This window comes from Kitasatospora sp. NPDC058406 (genome assembly GCF_042722765.1).
In the GTDB taxonomy this organism is placed as follows: Bacteria; Actinomycetota; Actinomycetes; order Streptomycetales; family Streptomycetaceae; genus Kitasatospora.
In genome coordinates, this window is record NZ_JBHXKE010000015.1 from 41263 (window position 1) to 63511 (window position 22249).

Annotated in this window: 17 protein-coding genes; 6 read left to right on the forward strand and 11 right to left on the reverse strand. The window is 75.3% G+C overall.

The window, feature by feature from the left end:
- Positions 1–28: 28 nt before the first annotated feature.
- From ACFWOG_RS05270 to eccD, 8 genes are all read right to left on the reverse strand, one after another.
- On the reverse strand, positions 29–343 hold the full coding sequence (locus tag ACFWOG_RS05270; protein WP_329884416.1) for a hypothetical protein: 315 nt from the start codon (positions 341–343) through the stop codon (positions 29–31).
- Positions 336–776 carry a YbaB/EbfC family nucleoid-associated protein gene (locus ACFWOG_RS05275; protein WP_329884414.1) on the reverse strand — a complete coding sequence of 147 codons (441 nt, stop codon included), beginning with the start codon at positions 774–776 and terminating at the stop codon, positions 336–338. Before ACFWOG_RS05275 ends, ACFWOG_RS05270 begins: the two co-directional genes overlap by 8 nt.
- Positions 777–862: 86 nt before the next feature.
- On the reverse strand, positions 863–3055 hold the full coding sequence (locus ACFWOG_RS05280; RefSeq protein WP_380355016.1) for a hypothetical protein: 2193 nt from the start codon (positions 3053–3055) through the stop codon (positions 863–865).
- Between the two features lie 117 nt (positions 3056–3172).
- Complete coding sequence (locus ACFWOG_RS05285; RefSeq protein ID WP_329952659.1) at positions 3173–3595, reverse strand: hypothetical protein; 423 nt, start codon at positions 3593–3595, stop codon at positions 3173–3175.
- Between the two features lie 26 nt (positions 3596–3621).
- The gene (locus ACFWOG_RS05290) at positions 3622–3903 is read right to left on the reverse strand and encodes a hypothetical protein (protein WP_329884408.1); all 282 of its coding nucleotides are present in this window, start codon (positions 3901–3903) and stop codon (positions 3622–3624) included.
- A gap of 79 nt (positions 3904–3982) precedes the next feature.
- On the reverse strand, positions 3983–4342 hold the full coding sequence (locus tag ACFWOG_RS05295; RefSeq protein ID WP_329884406.1) for a WXG100 family type VII secretion target: 360 nt from the start codon (positions 4340–4342) through the stop codon (positions 3983–3985).
- A gap of 121 nt (positions 4343–4463) precedes the next feature.
- A complete protein-coding gene (gene eccB, locus ACFWOG_RS05300; RefSeq protein ID WP_355406725.1) occupies positions 4464–5912 on the reverse strand; it encodes a type VII secretion protein EccB in 1449 nt (482 codons plus the stop codon).
- A 105-nt stretch (positions 5913–6017) separates the two neighbouring features.
- On the reverse strand, positions 6018–7391 hold the full coding sequence (eccD, locus tag ACFWOG_RS05305; protein WP_380355021.1) for a type VII secretion integral membrane protein EccD: 1374 nt from the start codon (positions 7389–7391) through the stop codon (positions 6018–6020).
- 295 nt (positions 7392–7686) lie between these two features.
- Here eccD and eccCa point away from each other — a divergent pair, with 295 nt between their 5' ends.
- The 3 genes from eccCa (at position 7687) to ACFWOG_RS05320 (ending at position 16276) form a co-directional block, all read left to right on the forward strand.
- Positions 7687–11664, forward strand: coding sequence for a type VII secretion protein EccCa (gene eccCa / locus ACFWOG_RS05310; protein ID WP_380355037.1), 3978 nt, complete (start codon positions 7687–7689; stop codon positions 11662–11664).
- Between the two features lie 79 nt (positions 11665–11743).
- Positions 11744–15118: a hypothetical protein gene (locus ACFWOG_RS05315; protein ID WP_380355024.1), complete on the forward strand. Its 3375-nt coding sequence runs from the start codon at positions 11744–11746 to the stop codon at positions 15116–15118.
- Positions 15119–15289: 171 nt separating this feature from the next.
- Positions 15290–16276 (forward strand): chitosanase, encoded by a 987-nt coding sequence (locus tag ACFWOG_RS05320; RefSeq protein WP_380355027.1) that lies wholly within the window; start codon positions 15290–15292, stop codon positions 16274–16276.
- A gap of 73 nt (positions 16277–16349) precedes the next feature.
- On the opposite strand, the gene ACFWOG_RS05325 is transcribed toward ACFWOG_RS05320, so the two are convergent.
- Positions 16350–16754, reverse strand: coding sequence for a hypothetical protein (locus tag ACFWOG_RS05325; protein WP_329950473.1), 405 nt, complete (start codon positions 16752–16754; stop codon positions 16350–16352).
- 216 nt (positions 16755–16970) lie between these two features.
- Positions 16971–17120, reverse strand: coding sequence for a hypothetical protein (locus ACFWOG_RS05330; RefSeq protein ID WP_380355043.1), 150 nt, complete (start codon positions 17118–17120; stop codon positions 16971–16973).
- Between ACFWOG_RS05330 and ACFWOG_RS05335 the strand changes: the two genes are divergently transcribed.
- Together ACFWOG_RS05335 and ACFWOG_RS05340 are read left to right on the forward strand one after the other, a co-directional pair.
- Positions 17049–17621 (forward strand): RNA polymerase sigma factor, encoded by a 573-nt coding sequence (locus tag ACFWOG_RS05335; protein ID WP_380355040.1) that lies wholly within the window; start codon positions 17049–17051, stop codon positions 17619–17621. The two genes, ACFWOG_RS05330 and ACFWOG_RS05335, sit on opposite strands and share 72 nt — an antisense overlap.
- Positions 17622–17666: 45 nt before the next feature.
- Entirely contained in the window at positions 17667–18806 is a 1140-nt protein-coding gene (locus ACFWOG_RS05340) for a hypothetical protein (protein ID WP_380355030.1), read from the forward strand.
- Between the two features lie 172 nt (positions 18807–18978).
- On the opposite strand, the gene ACFWOG_RS05345 is transcribed toward ACFWOG_RS05340, so the two are convergent.
- Positions 18979–20421, reverse strand: a complete 1443-nt coding sequence (locus ACFWOG_RS05345; protein ID WP_380355032.1) for a cation:dicarboxylate symporter family transporter — start codon at positions 20419–20421, stop codon at positions 18979–18981.
- Between the two features lie 241 nt (positions 20422–20662).
- On the opposite strand from ACFWOG_RS05345, the gene ACFWOG_RS05350 reads away from it, so the two are divergent.
- Positions 20663–22249, forward strand: a 1587-nt coding sequence (locus ACFWOG_RS05350) for an ATP-binding protein (protein WP_380355035.1), incomplete at its 3' end; no start/stop codon positions are given.

Here is a 22249-nt window from a genome sequence, read left to right on the forward strand (position 1 = left end):
TGGTGCGAAGCCTGCCGGTACCTGACGGCTAGCCGTGGTTGGCGATCTCGGTGGCGAGGTCGTCGGCGCGGTCGAGCTTGTCGGCGAGCTTCTCGCCGTTCTCGCCGACCGTGCCGACCACCTCACGGACCTTCTTGATCAGCTCGGTCAGGTTGGTGGTCGGGTCGTCGATCTGCTCGTGGTACTGCTTGCCGATCTCGTCGCTGCCGCCGACCGTCTTGTTGACCCGGTTGATGATCTCGACCTCGGCCTCGATCTCCTTCAGGAGGTTCTTGAGCTCGGTGAACTCGGCGAAGGCCTTCTTCATGTACTCGGTCTTCGCGAGCACGTTGGCGTCAGCCACCGAATTCCTCCTGCTTGCGGGTCTTCTTCTTCTCGACGTCGTCCGCGTAGCCGGGGCGCATCGCCCACAGCGGCTCCAGCAGGTCGTCCAGGTCGCTGCCGCCGGTCATCGACAGGCGCAGGGTGTCGCCGATGCCCTCGAACTCCCGGATCCGGGCGGCGACCTGCTCCCCCACCTTGGCGCGGGCCTCGTTGAGGAGGTCGGTGAGCAGCGCGCCGAGTTCGGCCGGGGCCTTGTCCCGGTAGCCGGTGGTGTGGAAGGTCAGCGCGAGGACCTGGCCCTGGGGGCCGACCTTCACCGTCACCAGGCGGTCCTTGGAGGTGACGGAGGCGGTGAGCTTCTCCAGCTCCGCCTGCGTCTCCTCGGCCTTGGCGAGCTGGTCGCGCATCGCCTCCATGGTCTGGGCGATCTGGTCCGCGAAGGGATTGCTCATGTGTCGTGCTTCCTCGTCGTTTCGTTCCGGTCGGGGTGGTGCGCCGGCCCTGTCGGACCGGCGCACCGGCGTCGGTGGCCCCGGTCTCAGCGGCCGATGACGCCCTCGACGGCTCCGCTCTCGGTGCCCCAGACCTCTTCGTCCTCGGCCAGCCAGGTGGTGCGCTGGCGGTCCTTCTCGTTGCCGCCCGCACCGGCGCCGCCGCCCATGCCGGGCGGCATCATCGGCGGCATGGCGCCGCCGGAGCTGGTGGCCACCTGGCGGCCGGTCAGCGCCGCCTGTTCGGCCGCCGCGGCGCGGGCCGCGCGCTCGGCCGCCATGCGCTCGGTGGCCGCCTCGGCCGCGGCCTTCAGTCCGCTCGGGTCACCGCCGGCGGCGAGGCCCCGCGCGCTCGTCCCGCCGACGGCGCCGGTGATCGGGGAGATCCCGCCCGGTCCCGTGAGGAGGGACCCGCCCGAGCCGCCGCCGGCGGAGCCGAGCAGGCCGACACCGCCGAGGCCCGACGCGCCGAGGCCGAAGTCGTTGGGCGCGAGCAGGTCGTCCTCGGCGCTCAGGTAGCTGTGGCCGAGGTCGTCGATGATCTGCCGGCTCTCGGAGACGGGGTTGCCGCGGCCGTCCAGGAGGGTGCCGTCCGGAGCGATGGTGTAGTCCCGGCCGACCACCATCGGGTTGCCGCGGTTGTCCAGGACGGGCCGGCCCTCGCCGTCCACCACCCGGCCGTCCTCGGTGACCCGGGAGCCGGTCGGCACCACGACGTTCCGGCCGCCGGAGCCGCCGGTTCCGCCGCCGACGCCACCGGTCCAGCTGCCGCTCCCGGGGCCGCCGCTCCCGATGCCGCCGAGCAGGTCGGGGACGTGCACGCCCGGGCCGGAGCTGCCCGTCCCGCCGCCCGGCAGGGTCGTTCCGCCACCCGGGAGGATCGGGCCGCTGCCGCCGCTGCCGCCGCCGGTGACGATCTCGGGCGGCTTCACGCCGCCGGGAAGGCTGGTGGGCGGCTTGGTGCCCCCACCGCCACCGCCGCCGGTGTTCCCGCCGATGCCGCCGATCCCGCCGATGCCCCCGGTGCCACTGCCACCGGATCCGCTGCCGCCGGTGCCACCGCCCCCGGCGCCGCCGTCGAGCTTGAACTCCTTGTTGTCGGGGCCGCCGCCGAGGTCGTTCTTCAGGTTGAGGTCGTCCTTGCCGCCGGTGCCGCCCCCGCCGGCGCCGCTCCCGCCGGGCGGGGCGTCCACCTTCGGCGGGACGGGCGGCGGCATCCGCAGGGCGACCCGGGGGTGGTTGCTGTTCATCTGGTTCAGGAGTCTGGTGTAGGCCGATTCGAGGAAGATCAGCGCTCTACCCGCCTCGTTGTCCAGCGGCCGATCGAGGTTGGCCAGCCAGATCTCCTTGCCCCGGACGACGACCTTCTCCCAGAACTCCTTCGTCTGCGGGTCACCGAACGGGGACGCGGTCACCTTGAAGGTCAGGTCCCCGTGCCCGTCCGCGGACGCGATGTCGCTCGACTTGAGGTTCGCGTCGTAGGTGGCCTTGGCCACCGTGTCCTTCCGCCAGCGGACCTCGACCGTGGCGTCCTTGAAGGCGTCGGCCACGGCGTCCTGGAGGGCGTTGGCGGGGTGGGCCAGTCGCATCTGGCGCCACTGGTGGAAAGCCATCTCCAGGGTGGACAGGACGTCCAGCAGAGGATTGACCATCCCGCCCAGCGCATTCTTGACGCCGTTGTCCGCCAGTTGGCGCTGGAAGCTGGCGATCTCGCCGTGGAAGGCACCGAGCACCGTGTGGAACGCTCCTGCGGCACTGCCCTGCCAGTCCCCGTCCGGGGCGTCGACCTCCTCGACCCAGGTCTTGCTCCTGGTGACCCAGTCCTCGAGGAACTTGGAGGCGCGCTCGTGGGCCTCGGCCACGCGCCCGAAGGCGGCCACGTCGAACCGGTCGTTGGCGAACGGCGGATTCCGCAACGGGCTGATGATCTTGAGGAACTCGTGCTGCCACCGGTCGAACGGCGAGCCCGCGTTGAGGGTCGAGTAGTCGAAGTTGATCCCGTAGACGTAACTGCCGCGGTAGTCCTCCTTCTCGTACGTGAAGTGGTAGTTCCACCCCCACCAGGCGTCGTGCGGCATACCCTTGCTGTCGGACGTCTTCCACTCGTGGTAGACGGTCGCGTCCCCCATCCCGTCGCCGGGCGTCCACTTGACGTCCTTACCGGCGACCGCGCCGCGGTCGACGAGACTGGTCTGGGTCGACGACGCGAAGATCGCGACGGCGTCCTCGTACTTGCCCACGGTGAACCCCTTCGACTGGACCGGCGCGGTCGTATCGGATCGGATCGGCCCCGGAGGGTCGGTGGTGCGGGCCGGCCTGCGCCTGGACCGGCCCGCGTGAGGGCACTGCGGCCGGGGTCAGCGGCCCCCGGCGCCGGGAACGACGTTGTTGAGCAGGTACATCAGCTCGGCCACGCTGATGGCGTCCTCCTCGCCGTTCTGCAGGATGAGGTCGGCATCCTTGAGGTCCAGCTTCATGTCCGTGGCCTGCTTGTTGATGGTTCCGAAGCCGGCGTTGACCGCGCCGAAGTAGTTCTTGAACGCGGTGGCGAGGAGCCCGACGGACGGAGCGCTCGCGCTGGGGTTCCCCGCCAGCAGGTGCGACGGGCGTCCCGTGCTCGTCGTGCCGCCGTCGGTCGCGTAGAGACCGATGTCGAGGACGTACGAGTTCTGCGTGAACCCGTCGATGAGTGCCTGGAGCTTCTGGTTCGCGAAGTCCGCGACATAGCCTTCGGTGATCTTGGTGACGCCGTTTCCGTCACCGGACTCGTTGCCTGCCATGGCGTGTCAGTCCCGTCCGTCGGTCGTCAGCCGATGCCCCGGCCGGCCTCGAAGTCCGCGCTCCAGAGGATGTGGTGGATCTTCGCGAGGTCCTGGGTGGCGGAGTTGATGTCACCGATCATCACCCCGTCCTTCGTACGGAGGGCCTCGGAGAGGTTCTCCGCGGCGGTGGAGAAGACACCGAGGAGGGGACCGCCGTAGAAGCTGTCCAGCTTCTGCTTGGTGATGCGCATCGCGTCCTCCATCCGCTCGGCCGTGTCGCTGAGGTACTGGATGGCGGCCTCGACGCCCGCGTGCTCGACGAACACTTCGCTGACTCCCGTTTCGTTGGAGAGGGGGAACGGCCGGGCAGCGCGCCCGGACCGGTGGGACTTCGGTTTCGGTCGCCTACTTGGGCGGGTTCAGGGCGTCCTTGATCGGGTCGTACCCGTCGGGGCTCTTGTTGGCGACCGACAGGGCGTTCTCCTCGGCGGCGTTGAAGGTGTTCTCACCGGCCGCCAGCTTGCCCAGGAAGTCGTTGTAGAGGCCGATCACCTCCTGGTACTTCCGCTGCCAGTCCCCGATCTTCTGCACGAAGACGACACTCGACTTGGCCTGGAACTTGGTCTCCAGCTCCTGGATGCTCATGTCGATGTCCCGCTTGACGCCCTCCATGACCCCCATCTGCGACTCGATGGTGCTCTTCACGGCCTGGATGGAGGCCGGATCCGCCTTCGTGACGGCATTCGGGTTCGTGCTGTTGGCCATCGCGGTCCCTCTCGCGTCGGACGTCTCTCTGGTGGGCCCGCCGCACGGGCGGGCCCACCAGGCTGAACGGCCCCGGGGGTCCGGCCGGTTCAGCGCCCCCCGCGGACGGCGGCGGACCGCCTCAGCGCGCGCACTTGCCGTCCGTCGCGGGCGGCTGGACGAGCCCCGTCCCGGTGAGCGCCGCCGGGTCCAGGCTCGGTCCGGCCGGCAGCAGCGCCAGCAGCCGGCTCGGGACGGCCACCGGGGCGGCCCCGGCGTAGCCGAGGCGTTCGACGGCGTCCGGGGTCATCGGGAACCGCACCCCGTTGTCGGTGACCAGGTACAGCGTCGAGCCCTGACCGCCCCCGGACAGGGACCGCACCAGCGCGCCGCCGCCGGGCCGGACGACGATCCGGTCGGCGGGGGTGCAGCTGGGGACGACGCCCGGCTCGGCCACCGGCGGCAGGCCGAGGACGGCGGTGGCGTCCGGCATCCGCAGGTCGACCTCGCCCGCACCGGCGGCGGGCAGCCCGGCGCAGAGTGCCTGCCCGGGGCCGGGGGTGGCCAGCACCGGGGGCCGTTCGGGCAGGCCGGCCGGTGCGAGTTCGGCGGTGACGGCGGTGGGCGCGGAGTGGGCGGCGAGGTCGGCGGCGCCGACCGGGGCGGTGGCCACCGCGCCGCCGCCGTAGGCCTCCTTCTGGGTGCGCGGGTCGCCCTGGAGGAGGGCGAGCAGGGTGGCGCCGACCGGCACCAGCCCCTGGCCGGTGAGGACGAAGCGGTCCTCACCGCTGCCCGCGAACAGCTGGCCGACCCTGGTGGGCCGTCCGGAGAGGTCGGGCCCGGCCGTGCCCCGGCCCGGCAGGTCCGGGGAGCGCAGGTCGGGCCCGGCGGCGAAGGTCTGGAGGAAGGCCGCGGTCACGGGGACGGGCACGGCCGCCGTGTAGCCGAGCGCGCGCACGGCGCCGCCCTGGACGTCCAGCGCGTGGCGGCGGCCGTACCGGAGCAGCTGCGGGGCGCCGTCGGGGGCGGCCACCAGCACGGCCCGGTCACCGATGGAGCCGTTCCCCGGCCGGGAGCCGACGGCGAGCGAGAGCAGCGGCGCGGGCCTCCCCCCGGACGCGCCGACGGCCTGGACCGTGCAGGCGAGCCAGTCGGAGCGGTCCAGCGAGGCGGGCGCGGGCAGGCCGTCGGGGGCTCCGACGATCCCGACCGGGCCGCCCCGGTCGGTGCCCTCCAGGGAGCGGCGGGAGACCTCGTCGACCTTCAGCTGGTCGCCCGCCAGCAGCCGGGCACTGGCCTGGTTCAGGACGGGGTGCAGCAGCCCGCCGGCGTAGAGGTAACGGGTGCCGGTCTCCTTGACCACCACCACGGTGCCGGGTTTGCGCCAGCCGGTCGCGCCGCCGGGCTTGACCAGTCCGTAGACGCCCGCGCCGACGCCGACCAGCAGGGCGATCGCCAGACCGATGGCGATGCCCCGGTTGGTCCGGCCGACCGGGCTGTCGGGGGCGTCCGGCTCGGCCCGCAGCATGCCGGCGGAGACCCGGCCCGTCACGAAGAGGTGGGCCTGTACCTGGTCACGGCGGGACTGCATGCGGTGGTCCTCCTGCGGGGCGTGGCGGCCGGTACGGACGGCGGGCCCGGCCGTCGTCGGCCCGTGCGGTGGGCCCCGGCCGGGCGGGCCCCTGTCGGGGGCGGCTCAGCCGCCGAGCCCCCGCATGGTCCGGTAGAAGCCGAGGACCTGGAGGGCGAGGGGCAGCAGCGCGATGGCGGCCAGCGAGTGCGTCAGGTCGCCGGCCCGGCCCCAGTACGGCAGCAGGCGCCGCCCCGGGACGGTCCAGGCGACGACGGCCAGCCCGAGGGCGGCCAGCAGCAGTACGGCGAACAGCACGAGCCGCCCCGTGCGGTCGCTGTCCAGGCCGATCCGCGCGGCCAGCAGGGTCAGGCCCAGCACGCCGGGGAGCAGCACGGCGAGCCGCTGGCGGATGCTGCCGATGTCCCGGGCGTGCAGCAGGAGCAGCGCCGACAGGTCGGCGGCCATCACCGGTGTGCCCCAGCCGGTGTCCCCGACCCCGGCCAGGACGACGAGCGCCGCCGCGCAGACGGCGCCGACGGCCGTCAGGAAGGCGGACAGGTAGCCGTCGGCGACCGTGCTCCGGGCGAGCACGTCCTCGGCGGGGAAGGGCTCGATCTCCTCCTGGAGCTCGTCGGCGTTGCGGGGCAGCGCGGGCAGCCGCAGGCCGGAGAGCTTGAAGGCGAGGCCCGGCACGAAGGCGCCCAGCAGCACCGCGGCGGCGGCGACCAGCGCGGCGATGCCGGTGACGGCCATGCCGCAGGCGGCCAGCGCCCCCGCGCCGAGGACGAGCACGGCGGCCACCAGCAGGCCGGGGAAGAACGCGCCGCCGCCGACCGCGACCAGCGCCACCACCGCGCCGCCCACCGCCGCCGATCCGCCGGCGAGCAGCCGGGTCGGGCCGTCGAGTCCGGGCACCAGCGCGGCCGCGCTGGCCGCGTACGCGACGGCGGCGGTGCCCAGCGCGGTGCCGGCCAGCGCGTCGCCGACCGCGCGGGAGGCCGCGGCGGCGCCACCGAACAGCAGCAGGGCGGCGACGGCCGCGCAGACGCAGCGCACGCCCTCGGGTCCGGGCAGGGCCAGCAGCAGCAGGCCGCCGACGAGCGCGAGCAGGGTGAGGGCGAGGGCCAGGTGGTGGGTGACGGCGGGGCGCCAGGAGTCGCCGCGGGCGATCACACCGGTGCGGACGCCGTCCACCAGGTCGTCGAAGTGCACCTCCGGCAGGGCGTCCCGGCGCGGGCGCAGGAACAGCTCCTCGCCGTCGCGGACGGCGAGGGCCTCCAGGGTGAGCTCCTCGTCGAAGGGTTCGCCGCCGAGGCGCTGGAGCACCCAGCCGTCGTGCTCGACGCCGCTCTCCTCGACGGCCGTGCCCGCGTAGCCGACCACGGTCGGCATCAGGTCGGCGAGGACGACGTCCCCGGGCACGGCCAGTTCGAACGCGGCCTCGGGTGCGCGGAATCTCAGCCTGCACAGTCCGGTCGCCGCCACTGCACCGCTCACCTGTCGTGCCCCTCCTCCGCCGGGCCGGGCCTGGCCGGTCTCCCACAGGCCACTACGGGCGGCGGGGGCCCGGCGGTTCACCGGGCCGGACCCGGCCGTCCGCCGGGCCCGGATGAACCGCGCGCGGAGTGCGGGCCGTAGGCCAGGGTGCGGTCCCCGTGCCGCCGCCACCCGGTCCGGGCGGGTCCCGGCCGGGCCGCCCGGCGGTCCGCCCGCCCCGGGGAGGCGCAGTGAGAGGAGAGCCCCGTTGAGTGTGGTCGTGGTCGACCGTCCGCCCCGGCGTCCCGGACCGGAGATGCCGGACGGGGAGATCCAGCTGCAGGAGCCGCCCGGCCTGCCGGAGCCGCAGAGCGGGATCTCCCAGATGCTCACGATGGCCCCGATGGCGCTCAGCTCGCTCTCGATGGTGATGATCTTCCTCAACCCGAACGGCGGGGGCGGGCCGCTCCAGTACGTCGCGATGGGCATGATGGGCCTCTCCGCGGTCGGCATGCTGGTGACCCAGCTCATCCGCAGCTCCGGGGACCGCAAGCGGCAGCTGCGCGGGGAGCGCCGCGACTACCTGCGCTACCTCGCCCAGATGCGCCGCCAGGTCCGCCGGCACGTCGTCAACCAGCGGCTGGCACTGGCCTGGCGCAACCCCGGGCCCGGCACGCTCGCCTCGCTGGTGCGCACCTCCCGGCTCTGGGAGCGGCGCTCCTCCCACCCGGACTTCGGCGACGTGCGGATCGCGACCGGGCCGCAGCGGCTGGCGGTGCGGCTGGCCCCGCTGGCCACCAAGCCGATCGAGGACCTGGAGCCGCTCTGCGCGCACGCGCTGCGCCGCTTCATCCACGCGTACGGGTCGATCGCCGGGCAGCCGATCGCGGTGCACGTGCGCGGCTACGCCCAGGTGCTGGTGCGGTGCGCCGCCCCGGAGGACCAGGACGACGGCGGAGCCGACGAGCCCGATCGGGAGCCGGCCCGCGCGCTGGCCCGGGCGATGCTCGCCCAGCTCGCCTTCTTCCACGCCCCGGACGAGCTGCGGATCGCCGCCGCCGTCGCGCCCGAGCGACGCGCGGACTGGTCCTGGCTCAAGTGGCTGCCGCACGCCCTGCACCCGACCGAGACCGACGGTGCCGGGCCGGTCCGCCTGGTGGCCGGCTCGATGGTGGAGCTGGAGCAGCTGCTGGGGCCGGAGTTCGCCGAGCGCCCGCCGTACGAGCCGGAGGCGCAGCCCGCGCGCGACGAGCCGTTCACGGTGATCGTGCTCGACGGCGTCCGGCTGTCCTCCGGGAGCCGGGCCGCGCTGGCCGGCTACCGCAACGCCGTCCTGCTGGACGTCGGCGAGGCGCTGGAGTGGAAGCACAACCGGTTCCGGCTGCGGCTGCGGATCACCGACGGCGAGCTGGAACTGGTCGGCGCCGACCGCAACCGCAACGACGAGGTCACCCCGCTCGGGCGCCCGGACGCGCTGGAGGTGCCCGCCGTCCGCCGGTTCGCCACCACGCTGGCGCCCTTCCGGCTGGGCGACTCGGTGGACACCGCCGAGCCGCTGAACACCGACTTCGACCTGACCGCCCTGCTCGGCATCCGCGACCTCCACCAGCACGACGTCCGCCGGGCCTGGGCGGACCGCGGACGGACGAGCCGGCTGCGCGTCCCGCTCGGGCTCGGCGCCGACGGCTCCCCCGTCGACCTCGACCTCAAGGAGTCCGCGCAGGGCGGCATGGGCCCGCACGGCATGCTGATCGGCGCCACCGGCTCCGGCAAGTCCGAACTGCTGCGCACCCTCGTCCTCGCGCTCGCGCTGACCCACTCCTCGGAGACGCTCAACTTCGTCCTGGTCGACTTCAAGGGCGGCGCGACCTTCCTCGGCCTGGACCGGCTGCCGCACACCTCGGCGGTGATCACCAACCTCGCCGACGAGGCCGCCCTGGTCGACCGGATGCGCGACGCCCTGCACGGCGAGATGAACCGCCGCCAGGAGCTGCTGCGCGCCTCCGGCAACTACAGCTCGCTGCTGGACTACGAGGCCGCCCGGGCCGCCGGGACCCAGCTCGACCCGCTGCCGACGCTGTTCGTCGTCGTCGACGAGTTCAGCGAACTGCTCTCCGCGCACCGCGACTTCATGGACCTGTTCATCATGATCGGCCGCCTCGGCCGGTCCCTGGGCGTCCACCTGCTGCTCGCCTCGCAGCGCCTGGACGAGGGCCGGATGCACGCGCTGGAGTCCCACCTCTCCTACCGGATCGCGCTGCGGACCTTCTCCGCCATGGAGAGCCGCGGCGTGCTCGGCGTGCCGGACGCCTACCAGCTCCCCTCGCAGCCCGGCAACGGCATCCTGCGCAGCGACATCGCCACGCTCACCCGCTTCAAGGCGTCCTACGTGTCCGGCCCCTACCGCAGCCGGCGCGGCGCCGCCCAGCAGGCCGCGGCCGCCGGGCAGGTCGTCCCGTACGACACCGCGTACGTGACGCCCAACCGGCCCGCGCCGGAGCCGATCGAGCCGGAGGCGCGCGAGGAGGAGGCCACCGTCACCCTGCTGGAGCTGGCCGCCGAGCGGCTGCTCGACGCCGGACCGCCCGCCCACCAGGTCTGGCTGCCGCCGCTGGAGGTCCCGCCGACCCTGGACGAGCTGCTCCCGCCGCTCGCCCCGAGCGAGGCCCACGGCCTGACCCCGGACGGGTGGCCCGACCGGGGCCGGCTCACCGTCCCGGTCGGTGTGGTCGACCGCCCGTTCCAGCAGCTGCGCGAGATCTACACGGCCGACCTGTCCGGCGCCGGCGGCCACGTCGGCATCGCGGGCGGCCCGCAGAGCGGCAAGAGCACCCTGCTGCGGACGCTGGTCACCGCGCTGGCCCTGACCCACACGCCGCAGGAGGTGCAGTTCTACTGCCTCGACTTCGGCGGCGGCACGCTGGCCGCCCTGCGCGGCCTGCCGCACCTCGGCGGCGTCACCGGGCGGCACGACCCCGAGCGGATCGGCCGCACGCTCGCCGAGGTGGCCGGGGTGATCAGCCGCCGCGAGCAGAGCTTCGCCCGGCTGGGCATCGACTCGATGACGACGTTCCGCCGGCGGCGGGCCGCCGGGGACCCGGAGCTGGCCGACGAGCGGTACGGGGACGTGTTCCTGGTCGTCGACGGCTGGAACACCGTGCGCCAGGACTTCCCCGACTACGTCTCCGTCTTCAACCTGATCGCCGGACGCGGTCTGAACTACGGCGTCCACCTCGTCATCGCGGCGGCCCGCTGGGGCGAGATCCTCGGCGGCCTGCGCGACCAGCTCGGCACCCGCTTCGAGCTGCGGCTCGGTGACTCGATCGACTCGATGATCAACATGCGGGCCGCGGCGACCGTCCCCCGGATCCCCGGCCGGGGTCTCACCGAGGACCGCCTGCACTTCCTGACCGCGCTGCCCCGGATCGACGGCGTCGGGACGACCGAGGACCTCGCCGAGGGCGTCGCCGACCTGGTGGACGCCGTCAACGAGCACTGGACCGGCCCCCGCGCCCCCGAGGTCCGGATGCTGCCGCTGCTGCTCGACGCCGCCGACCTGCCCGCCCCCGAGGGGCGGCTGCGGGTCCCGCTCGGGCTGGAGGACACCGCCATCGCGCCGCTCTGGCACGACTTCGAGGAGAGCCCGCACCTGCTGGTGGTCGGCGACAGCGAGAGCGGCAAGACCAACCTGCTGCGGCTGATGATCAAGGCCATCACCACCGCGTACACCCCCGCCGAGGCCCGCATCATGCTGATCGACTTCCGGCGCGACCTCTACGACAGCCTGCCGGAGGAGTACCGGCTCGGTTACGCCGTCTCGGTGGACGTGGTCAAGCAGATCGTCTCCGGGGCCGCCCGGGCGATGGAGGCCCGCGTTCCGGGCGAGGACATCAGCCCGGCCCGGCTGCGGCTGCGCGACTGGTGGACGGGGCCCGAACTGTTCGTGATCGTCGACGACCTCGACCTCGTCCCGGCCTCCGGGCCGAACCCGTTCGAACCGCTGCTCGGACACCTCGCCCAGGGCTCCGAGCTGGGCCTGCACCTGGTGATCGCCCGCGCCGCCAACGGGATCGGGCGGGCCTACTCCGATCCGGTGCTGCGCCGGCTCCAGGACATCAACACCCCGGTGACGCTGCTCTCCTGCCCGCCCAGCGAGGGCACGATCTTCGGCAACGTCAAGCCGCGCCAGCTGCCGCCCGGCCGGGCCCTGCACATCACCCGGCGGCGGACGGTCCAGCTCCAGACCGCCCTGGTCGCGGAGCCGGACGCCGGGGCCGACGGGGCGGCCGGGTGACCGCCGCCGGGCGGCGGGCGGACCGCCCGCCCCGCGCGGCGGTGAACCGGCCGCCCGGCGGCGCCCGTAGTCCAAGGCGATGAGCCTCTCCCGCACCGGCACGCCCTCCGGCGACCCCGCGCCGCCGGCCGAACCCCGCCGCCGGTTCGCCCTCCGGCGCGGGCCGCGCCGTGCGCTGCCCGCGGGCGAGGCCGGCGCGCCCGCCCCGGCCGCCGGGACCGCCCCGCCGCCCTCCACGTCGGCACCGTCCACCGCGCTGTCGCCCTCGCCCTCGGCGTCGGCGGCCCCGGTGCCGGCGCCCTCCGTGCTCCGCCCGGTCGGCCCGCACTTCGTCATCGCCCCGGCCACCGCCCGCGACGACGAGCTGTCGGCCGCCATCGGCGCGCTCCGGCCCGTCCCGGACGCGGTCGTCGTGGTCGCCGCCGCCCCCGACTCGGCCAAGGTCCTGCGCGACCGGATGGCGGACCTCGGCGTGGTCGCCCGGGCCCGCGGCGCCGGCAGCCTGGTCCTCGCCGCCTCCGGGCTGGCCGCGCTCGCCCCCAACGGCCGCCGTCCGGCGGAGATCGTCGCCGAGCGGGCGGGCCTGCCGGTCGTCGCGCCGGACGGCCTGGTGGAGATCACCCCCGCCGGGAACCTCAAGGTCACCAGCCCCGAGGGCGCGACCGAAGCCGCCTCCTGGTGGCGGTGCGAGGCCGGGGCGCCGCCCCGCCGGGTCCGCGAGACCATCGGCGCCGCGACGGCGGTCGGAAGCCCGACGACCGCCTCCGGCGCCGCACCCGCCGTCCTGCACGGCCCGGCCGGACGCGCCGACGGTCTCACCGCCGGGTCCCGGGGCGACGCCGTCCGGATCCTCCGGCTCCCCACCGGCTTCTGGCTCACCGACCCGGCGTCCCGGACCGGCGGGCCGCTCCCCGACCTCGGGCTGGCCGCCGCGCCGCCCGGCCACACCGTCCTCCTGATCGGCACCCCGGACCGGCCCGTCCTGCTGCCGGACGACTTCGCGGACGCCGTGCTCTCGCTGCCGCTGGGCACCGACCGGCCGCTGGTCAGCGCCCCGTGGGCGGCCCCCGACCAGCTGGCCGCGCTCACCGGCGCGCTGGCGGCCAGGACGGCGCGTCCGGTGCAGGCCGCGATCGGCCTGCCCGTCCTCGGCCCGGGGGGCCCCACCTCCCGGATCCTGGACCGGCACGGCCGGGCCGGCTGGGAACCCTTCCTGCTGCGCCTCGCCACCGCCCCCGGCCGGCCCACCACCCCCGCCGCGTGGCGCAACGGCGGCGCCGACTGGAAGACCGCCGGTCCGGCGGTCTTCGAGGCGTTCCCCTTCTGGGTCCTGGAGGCCGTCCCGGCCGGTCTCTGGCTGCGCCCCGAACCGCCGCACGTCCTCACCCCCCGGTTCCGGCGGCCCGAGCCGGCCCGCCCGCTGCTGATCGTCGGGGAGCGCGACCGCCCGATCCCGCCCGACGTGTTCGAGGAGCTCGGCGCCCTGCTCGACCGGCTCCCGGCGGTCGGCGCCGAGGGGTTCGGGCTGCTGGCGCACGGTCTGCTGGAGCCGTCCGCCGAGCGGGTCGCCCGGTTCGTCGCCCGGATGCACGAGCTGGACTGGCTCGGGGCGGAGCAGCCCCTCACCGGGCCGCCCGCCGTGGCACCCGTGGCCTACGGGATCGGCGGCACGGGCCGCCCGCAGCGACCGGCCACGGCCGCCCGCCCGGAGTGGCTCGCCACCGGACCGGCCGGCACCCCGGCCGTTTCCGCCCCCACGGCGACGGCCGCCCTCGGGCCCGCCCCGGCGGCGGCGCAGGCCGGCCCCGAGCCGCTCACCGGCTCCGAGGCACCGGTGCGGCCGGAGGCGGCGGGACCGGCGCCCGCCGAGTCCGAGCCGGTGGCGCCCGCACCCGTCCCCCTGCCCACACCCGTCCGGGCCACCTCCGCTCCCGCCACCGGCACCTCCGCCGCGGTGGCCCCCTCCCGCCGGACCTCGTCCTCGACCGGCGACCCGGCCCGGGACCCGGCCGCCGGTCCGGTCGGCGACCCCGCCGGGTCGGCGGCCGGCGGGAGCGGCACCGCCGCTGCCGTGGCGGGATCGAACGCCGATCCGTGGCCCCGGCCGGCCGAACCGCTCACCCGCACCGCGACCAGCGGTGGCACCCCGGGTCTCTTCCGGGTGCCGGAGGTCCCTCCGGTCGAGCCGCCCACCGGGCCTGACGAGGACGGGCCTGACGAGGACGGAGCGGACGAGGAGGGGCCGGACACCACCGCCGTACCGGAGCCGGACGAGCCCCTGGGCCGGACCGAGGACCCGCCGACCACCGCGGAACCGGGCGAGGGGGCGTCCGCCGCCGAGTCGTCCGCCGGCGAGGCGGCCTCCCCGGTGGTGCCCGTCGGCGGACCGGAGGGCACCGAACCGCCCCGCGCCGGCCTGCCGGAGTCCGCCGCCGAGGCCGGACCCGAAGCCGCGCCCGAGGCCGGACCACCCGCCGTCCCGTCCCCCGGCAGCACGCCCGAAGGCACACCCGAAGGCACACCGCCCGGCGGCACGACGCCCGAGGCGCCCGTCGGCCCTCCGCCGGCCCGGCTCTTCCGCACCGACGAGTACCCGCCCCCGGTCACCGCCAGCTCCCCCGCCGACCGGGACGCCGTCCGCACGCTGCTCGGCGAGCACTACCACCGCTGCACCGGCCGCCTGGAGCAGCTCGCCACCCGGCTGCCCGGCCTGCGGTCCACCTCGAAGGACGACCTCAAGCCCGACCTGGCCGCCGTCCTGCTCCACCACGACGGCGCGGGCATCCCCGCGACACGCGCGGACCTGGTGACCGCCGCGCGCTCCGGCGACCCGGCGCTGAGGCCGTTCCTCCGATGCCTCGGCTCCGGCCTGCGGCGGCTCCCGAGCCACCACGGCGCGGTGCTGCTCGGCGCGGACCCCGCGCTGGACCCGAAGTCCGTCCTCGCCCTCTATCCGGCCGGCCTGGAGTTCCGGGAGCCCGCGCCGCTGGCCGGACTGGCCGCGGCCGGGGCGGAGCTGCCGGGTTGCTCCGTCGAGTTCCTCGTGTGGTCGGCCACCGGGCGGCGCACCTCCGTCTTCGACTCCGGCGACGGGCTGCCGCAGGCGGTGTTCGCGCCCGGTACGGCGTTCACCGTCGTCGGCACGGTGGCGGCCGAGGCCGACCGGCCGGCCGGCGTCCTCCTGCGCGAAACCGGCGGCGACCCGGCCGAGCGCGATCGCAGCGCCCTCACCAGGCTGCGGTCGTGGCTGGAGCGCCGTGCGGCGATGCCCCCGGCCGAGCGGCCCCGGGCGGAGTCCCCCGAGCGTTTCCTCCTCACCCCGGGGGTCGAGCCGGAGGCCGGTGCCCGCCGGCCGTCCGGGCACCCCGGCCCCGAGGACCCGGACGGCGAACTCCCCGACCCCGCCGAGCCCGTGGGCGCCGCCGGACCTCCGGAGGCCACCGCACCGCGGTGAACCCGGTGGCGCCCGGCACCCGTTCCCCAGGCGGACGCCACCCGCGCCCGCCCGACCCGCAGACGCCCGACCCGCCGAGACCCGACCCGCGCCCGCCCGACCAGCCGAGACCCGACCAGCCGACACGACGCCCGACCAGCCGACGCCCGCCCCGCCGACCCCGGAGCCCCGATGCCGACCCGGCCCACCCGAGCCGCAGTGCCGCCCGCCCTGACCGCTCTCCTCCTGGCCGCGGTGCTCCCCGCGCTCCCGGCCGCCGCCGCACCCGCACCGACGACCCCACCCAGCGCGTCCCCCTCCGCCGCGTCCCCGTCCGCCGCGACCGTCCCGCCGGCCGACGGCAGGGGCCGGCCCCACCGCACCACCCAACCCGCCGCCAAGCCCGGCGGCGACCCCACCGGCAGCCCCACCACCAAGCCGACCGGCCGCCCCTCCGGTCCCGCCACCGGCGACCTCACCGACCCGTCCCTCAAGGACCTCGCCCAGCAGATCGTCTCCAGCGCGGAGAACTCGTCGCTCGACTGGAAGGCCCAGTTCGGCTACATCGAGGACATCAAGGACGGCCGGGGCTACACCGCCGGCATCGTCGGCTTCTGCTCCGGAACCGGCGACATGCTCGAACTCGTCCGCCACTACCGCACGCTGAAGCCCGACAACGTGCTCGCCAAGTACCTCCCCGCCCTGGAGAAGCTCGACGGGTCCGGCTCCCACGCCGGGCTCGACCCGGACTTCACCGCCGACTGGAGGCGGGCCGTCCAGGACCCGACCTTCCGCAAGGCCCAGGAGGACGAACGCGACCGCGTCTACTTCGACCCGGCCGTCGCCCAGGCCAAGTCCGACGGCCTGCACGCCCTCGGCCAACTCGCCTACTACGACGCCATCGTCATGCACGGGCCGGGCAACAGCTCCGACAGCTTCGGCGGGATCCGGGCCGCCGCGCTGCGCAAGGCCAAGCCCCCGGCCCAGGGCGGTGACGAGAAGACCTACCTCGCCGCCTTCCTCGACGCCCGCGCCGCCGCCATGCGCACCGAGGCCGCCCACTCCGACACCAGCCGCGTCGACACCGCCCAGCGCGTCTTCCTGGAGGCGGGCAACCTCGACCTCCGCACCCCGCTGCGCTGGAAGGTGTACGGGCAGTCCTTCCACATCGACGGGTAGCGCCCGCCGGCCGGGGGGGGGGGGGGCGGGGCCCCCGCGGCCGGCCACCCCCGTCGTGGTGGGCGCGGCCGGGTCAGCCGCGCGACTGGAACGCGATCCGGGTCCAGCTGGAGCCCGGGCAGTTGCCCCAGACCGCCCACGGCTCGGTCCGGGCGCCGATCCAGAGGCCGGTGCTGGACGTGCCGTTGGCGCAGTACGTGATGGTGCGCAGCTCGCCGGAGTAGATCCGGCAGTTGCCCTCCCAGCGCCAGCCGAAGTCGGCGGTGATGACGCAGTGGTAGGAGGCGGTGATCGCGGCGGGCGACGCGACGCCCGATCCGGCCGTGATGGTCTGGTCGGCGGCGCGGGCCTGCTCGGCGGCCGGCGCGTGGGCGGTCGGCCCGGCGGTGGCCGGGAGGGTGGTGGTGCCGAGCACGCCGAGGGCGGCGGCGGCCACCATCCCGAGCCTGGCGATGTTCCGGGCGATACAACCGGTCATGGCGTTTGTCTCCTCGCTCATGTGATGTGGCCCCGGCCGGGCGGCGAGGAAAACCAATTCCCTTGCGCCGTCCGGACGGTGACGTATTGCACACGAATGACTGCGCACGGTGGGGTGACGAACTATGATGTGACCTGCGTCACAGTCCGGGTGGCCGGTGCGTGCCACCTGGTCTTTCGGGTGCCGATTTCCGAGGGGAGCGGCATGGAGTTCTCGTCAGGCTGTCGAGGTGAACCGGATCCGGACGCCGGTTCCGATGCCGACCGGGCCGATTTCAATCGGGTGTTCACGGAATTGCTGCCGAGGCTCCACCGGGCGGCCGTTCAGCTGACCGGAAATTCGTTCGGCGCGGGTGATGTCGTCCACGACGCCTATCTGCGAATAGCGCGCCGCCCCGACCGATTCCTCCGCCATCCGCAGCCGTACGCCTATGCGTTCACGACGATGGTCAACATCCTCCGCGACGAGTGGCGCCGCGACCGTCGCCGCACGGTGCTGTCGGAGGCGGCCGAGGACGCGTACGGCGGGCCGGGCCGGGCCGGACGGGCCGACGCGTCGGGCGGTGGCGTGGGGGAGCTCCAGGCGCACTGGGAGGTGGTCCGGCTGTTGGGCTGTCTGACGGTAAAGCAGGCGCGGGCGGTGCTCCTGATCGACCTCGACGGGTACAGCCTGGAGGAGGCCGCCCGCTTGCTCGGAGTGCACCGCTCCACCCTGGCCGTCACCCGGCGGCGGGCTCTCGCCCGGCTCCGCGCCGTCCTCGAACGGGAGAGCGGTCCGGGGGCGGGCGCGCCACCCCCGGGGCGGCTGCCGGCACCGCGGGACGGGGCGGGCGGTCCGGCCTCCGCCGGTTCCGACGCACCGAACTGACGACAAGTCAGCTCGTCTGGCGCATCGGCCCGTACGCTGAAAATCGTGATCACGTACGAGGAGCACCGGCTCCTTTCCCTGGCCGACGACGGCCGCTGGACCGAACTGCTGGGTGCCTACCGGCAGGCCCGGTCCGCCGCCATCGCGCTCGACGGCCGTGCCGGCTACGGCGGTCATGACGGCTACGACGGCTACGACGACCGCGGCGGCTGCGAGAGCTGCGGGAGCTGTGACGGGCCCGGCGGATACGGCGCCCACGCCGCTCCGGGCGCCGCTCCGGACGGGCCCGGCGGCCCCGGTGGCCCCGGCGGCGCCGGACGCGTGCTCGACGGCGCCGCCCGGACCCGGGCCGCCGTCGCGACCGCGCCCCTCGGCCACCTGATCGCCTACGCGGCGCCGCCCGAGGTGGCCGCCCGGCTGTTCGACGCGGACGGCGGCCCCGGAACCGCCGCCGGTGCGGACGACCACGACGCCGGGCCGCTCTGGGAGGTGCTGGCGACCCGGCACTCCTGGCGGCGGCTGGCCCCGCTGCTCGGCCCGGCGGAGGTGCGGCGGCTGGTCGCGCAGACCCGGGTGCTGCTCGGCGAGGACCTCTCCTACGGCGCCGAACCGGACCTGGAGGGCGTCCCGCTGCTCCTGGAGCCCTGGGAGTCCGCGGGCTGGGGCGAGGGGGTGCGCGTCCGGGAGTACCTGCCGGGCGGCGGTTCGCGCAGTGCGCTGCTGACCCTGCCCGCCAGCCGGGAGGGCCTCGGCCCGGTGGAGCTCCCCGGGCCGGGGACGCGCCTGCCCGGGCAGGCGGCCACCCGGGCGCTGGCCGAGCTGGCGGGCTGGGCGGTGGCGGTCTGCGTCCGGGGGACCGCGCAGTGCGCCGCCGCCCAGCTGGCGCCCGGGCGGCTGGTGACCGGCGGGTACCTGCCGTTCGCGCTCGCCTGCCCGGCGCTGGTCCAGGCGGGCGTCGCGGACCGGACGCGCGGTGCGGCCCACGGGCGGCTGGCGCTCTGGCGGGTGCTGGCCGCGATGACCGGCGCGGACCGCCCGGACCGGGGGGAGGTCAACGCCCTGGTCGCGCGGATGCGCTGCTTCACCTGGGACGACCCGGCGGACCGGCTGCGGCACCTGCACCTCGCGCTGGAGGACCCGGCGACCGGCCTGAGCTGGGCGGTCAGCGGGTCCGAGGAGATCTGAGAGCGCGTCCGTGGACGGGTCGGCCGACGTGGTCGGTCCGTCCGGGTTCCGGCGAGGGCGCCGCGGCCCGGTCGTGGGCCGGGCAAGGGGGGACCCCCGGCCCGGCGCCGTTCCGGGGGGTTGGGCGGGGCGCCGGGCCGGGGGAGTCTCATCGGGAGGGCGGGACCGGAGGTCAGGCGGCCGCCGCGCTCGGGGTGCCGTGGGCGGTCGGGGCGGGCTCGGGCGGGCCGACCGGAGCGGGAACCGCGCCGGGGGCCGTCGCGCCCGGGGCCGCGGCGTCGGCGGGGCCCGCGTGGGTGTCGACCAGGGTCCGCTCGTCGAACGGCACCGCGCCGGTCAGGACCTGCCGCGCCCGCTCGCGGTCGAACTCGCCGGTCCACTGCCCGACCAGGACGGTGGCCACGGCGTTGCCCGCGAAGTTGGTGAGCGCCCGGGCCTCGGACATGAACCGGTCGATGCCGACGATCAGCCCGACCCCGTCCACCAGCGCCGGCTTGTGCGACTGCAGCCCGCCGGCGAGCGTGGCCAGCCCGGCGCCGGTGACCCCGGCCGCGCCCTTGCTGGCGATCACCATGAAGACGAGCAGGGACAGCTGCTCACCCACCGACATCGGCTTGTCCAGCGCCTCGGAGATGAAGATCGAGGCCATCGTGAGGTAGATCGCGGTGCCGTCCAGGTTGAAGCTGTAGCCGGTCGGGACGGTGATGCCGACCACCGGACGGCTGACGCCCAGGTGCTCCATCTTGGCGATCAGCCGGGGCAGCGCGCTCTCCGAGGAGGAGGTGGAGAGGATGAGGAGGAACTCGCGGCCGAGGTAGCGCAGCAGGGTGAAGATGTTGACGCCCGCGACCAGCCGCAGCAGCGTGCCGAGCACCACGACCACGAACAGGGCGCAGGTCGCGTAGAAGCCGATCATGATGACGGCGAGGCTCTTCAGCGCGGCCGTGCCGGTCGCGCCGACCACCGCCGCCATCGCCCCGAAGGCGCCGATCGGCGCCACCCACATGATCATCGACATGACCCGGAAGACCAGCCGCTGCACGTGCTCGACGCCGCGCAGCACCGGCGCTCCGGCCGGGCCCATCGCCTGCAGCGCGAAGCCGGCCAGCAGGGCGACCAGCAGGGTCTGGAGCACCTTGCCCTCGGTCAGGGCGGAGAGCATGGTGGTCGGGATCATCCCGAGCAGGAAGTCGGCGGTGGACTGGGCGCCCCCGGCGGCGGCCTGGGCGTGGCCGGACTTGGCGAGCGCGGTGGTGAGGTGGAGGCCGCCGCCGGGCTCCAGGAGGTTGCCCACCAGCAGGCCGATGGCGAGTGCGACGGTCGACATGGTGAGGAAGTAGCCGAGCGCGAGTCCGCCGACCCTGCCGACCTTCGCGGCCTTGGTGACCGAGCCGATGCCCAGCACGATGGTGCAGAAGATGACCGGGCTGATCATCATCTTGATCAGGTTGACGAAGCCGGTCCCGATCGGCTTCAGCTCCACCGCGAAGCCGGGCGCGGTCAGTCCGACCACGACACCCGCGACCACCGCCACGATCACGGCGAGGTACAGGACGTGGGTGCGGTCCTTCCGTCTGACGGCCTCGGCCTGCGGCCCTGCTCCGGTGATCGACATCTGCGGCTCCTTCGCCCAGCTGTGCCCTGCGCTCCTGGCGGCCCCGGGTGGTGGGCCGCTCCGACTATGGGGTCGGGGCGTGACGCGGGTCACGTTTGCGTTCATAGAGTTCACGGGGCGGCGGTCGAGGTCCGGGGGCTGCGGGCGGAGGGCCGGGAGGCCCGGGAGGGCCGTGGCGCCGTTCCGGGGCGGTGCCCGGGTGCGGGCCGGCCCCCGCGGACCGTGGTGCACACTGACAGGCATGTCCGCGCGCACCCTCCCCTCGCCGCGCCGGCCGGTGCGCAGCCTGGCCGGACAGCTCTTCGTCGTCCAGGTCGTCATCGTCGCCGCCGTGGTGGCCGGCGGAGCCGTGCTCGCCTACCTGTTCACCGCCGACCGCACCGAGGACGCGGCCCGCCGCCAGGTCACCGCCGTCGCCCGTGCGGTCGCCGACTCGCCGGCCGTCCTGGCCGCCGTCTCCGGACCCGACCCGACCGCCGTCCTCCAGCCGTACGCCGAGCGGGTCCGCGTCGACACCGGGGTCTCCTTCGTCACCGTGATGGACACCGCGGGCGTCCGCTGGACCCACCCCCTCCCCGAGCAGATCGGCCGGACCTTCCTCGGCCACATCGACTGGGCGCTCGCCGGGGAGACCCGCAGCGAGACCTACACCGGCACGCTCGGTCCGTCGGTACGGGTGGTCACGCCGGTGCTGGACGACCGGGGCCGGGTGGTCGCGCTGGTGAGTGCGGGCATCACCGTGCAGTCCATCTCGGCCCGGCTGCGCGGCCCGCTGCTCGCCCTGGTCGGGGTCGCCGGGGCCGCGCTGGCGGTCGGCGGGGTCGGCACCTACCTCGCCAACTCCCGTCTGCGGCGGCATACTCACGGGATGGGTCCGGCCGAGCTCAGCCACCTCTACGAGTACCACCAGGCCACCCTGCGTGCGGTGCGCGAAGGGCTCGTGCTGCTCGACCGCCGCCACCGGGTGGTGCTCTGCAACGACGCGGCCCGCGAACTCCTCGGCCTGACCGGGAGCCTGGACGGCCGGCCGATCGGGGAACTCGGCCTGCCGGAGGCGCTCGTCGCCGCGGTGCTGGGGGACGTTGCGGTGCGGGACGAGGTCCACCTGACCGCGGAGCGGGTGGTGGTGCTCAACACCTCCACCATCGGTACCGGTCTCGGCCGCGTCCTCACCCTCCGGGATCACACCGAACTTCAGGCGCTGAGCGGCGAGTTGGATTCGGTGCGCGGGTTCACCGAGGCGCTCGGCGCGCAGGCGCACGAGGCCGCGAACCGGTTGCACGCCGTCGTCTCGCTGATCGAACTGGGCCGCCACCGCGAGGCGGTGGAGTTCGCCACCGCCGAACTCGCCCTCGCCCAGCGGCTCACCGACCGCGTGGTCGCCGCCGTCGGCGAGCCGGTGCTGGCCGCCCTGCTGCTCGGCAAGGCCGCCCAGGCCGCCGAACGGGGCGTGGAGTTGACGCTCACCGCGGACAGCTCGATCGACGACGGGGTGCTGCCGCCGGGGCTGTCCGCCCGCGACCTGATCACCGTCCTCGGCAACCTGGTCGACAACGCCGTCGACGCGGCGATCGCCGGCGCCGCCGAGAGCCCCGTCCAGCCCGAGGTCACCGTGACCGCGCGGATCGACGACGGCCACCTCCTGCTCCGGGTCGCCGACACCGGCGCCGGCATCGACCCGGCCGCCGTGGACGACGTGTTCCGGCGCGGCTGGAGCACCAAGCAGGACGTCCGCGGGCACGGACTCGGCCTCGCACTGGTGGCCCAGGCCGCTCGGCGCAACGGCGGCACCGTCGAGGTCGGCCGGGACCGGGGCGCGGTGCTCACC

Excerpts from the sequence above, each read along its gene's own strand:
- ACFWOG_RS05275 (WP_329884414.1), bottom strand. The coding sequence starts at position 776 with ATGAGCAATCCCTTCGCGGACCAGATCGCCCAGACCATGGAGGCGATG.
- ACFWOG_RS05285 (WP_329952659.1), bottom strand. The coding sequence starts at position 3,595 with ATGGCAGGCAACGAGTCCGGTGACGGAAACGGCGTCACCAAGATCACC.
- ACFWOG_RS05295 (WP_329884406.1), bottom strand. The coding sequence starts at position 4,342 with ATGGCCAACAGCACGAACCCGAATGCCGTCACGAAGGCGGATCCGGCC.
- eccB (WP_355406725.1), bottom strand. The coding sequence starts at position 5,912 with ATGCAGTCCCGCCGTGACCAGGTACAGGCCCACCTCTTCGTGACGGGC.
- eccCa (WP_380355037.1), top strand. The coding sequence starts at position 7,687 with ATGCCGGACGGGGAGATCCAGCTGCAGGAGCCGCCCGGCCTGCCGGAG.
- ACFWOG_RS05315 (WP_380355024.1), top strand. The coding sequence starts at position 11,744 with ATGAGCCTCTCCCGCACCGGCACGCCCTCCGGCGACCCCGCGCCGCCG.
- ACFWOG_RS05320 (WP_380355027.1), top strand. The coding sequence starts at position 15,290 with ATGCCGACCCGGCCCACCCGAGCCGCAGTGCCGCCCGCCCTGACCGCT.
- ACFWOG_RS05325 (WP_329950473.1), bottom strand. The coding sequence starts at position 16,754 with ATGACCGGTTGTATCGCCCGGAACATCGCCAGGCTCGGGATGGTGGCC.
- ACFWOG_RS05345 (WP_380355032.1), bottom strand. The coding sequence starts at position 20,421 with ATGTCGATCACCGGAGCAGGGCCGCAGGCCGAGGCCGTCAGACGGAAG.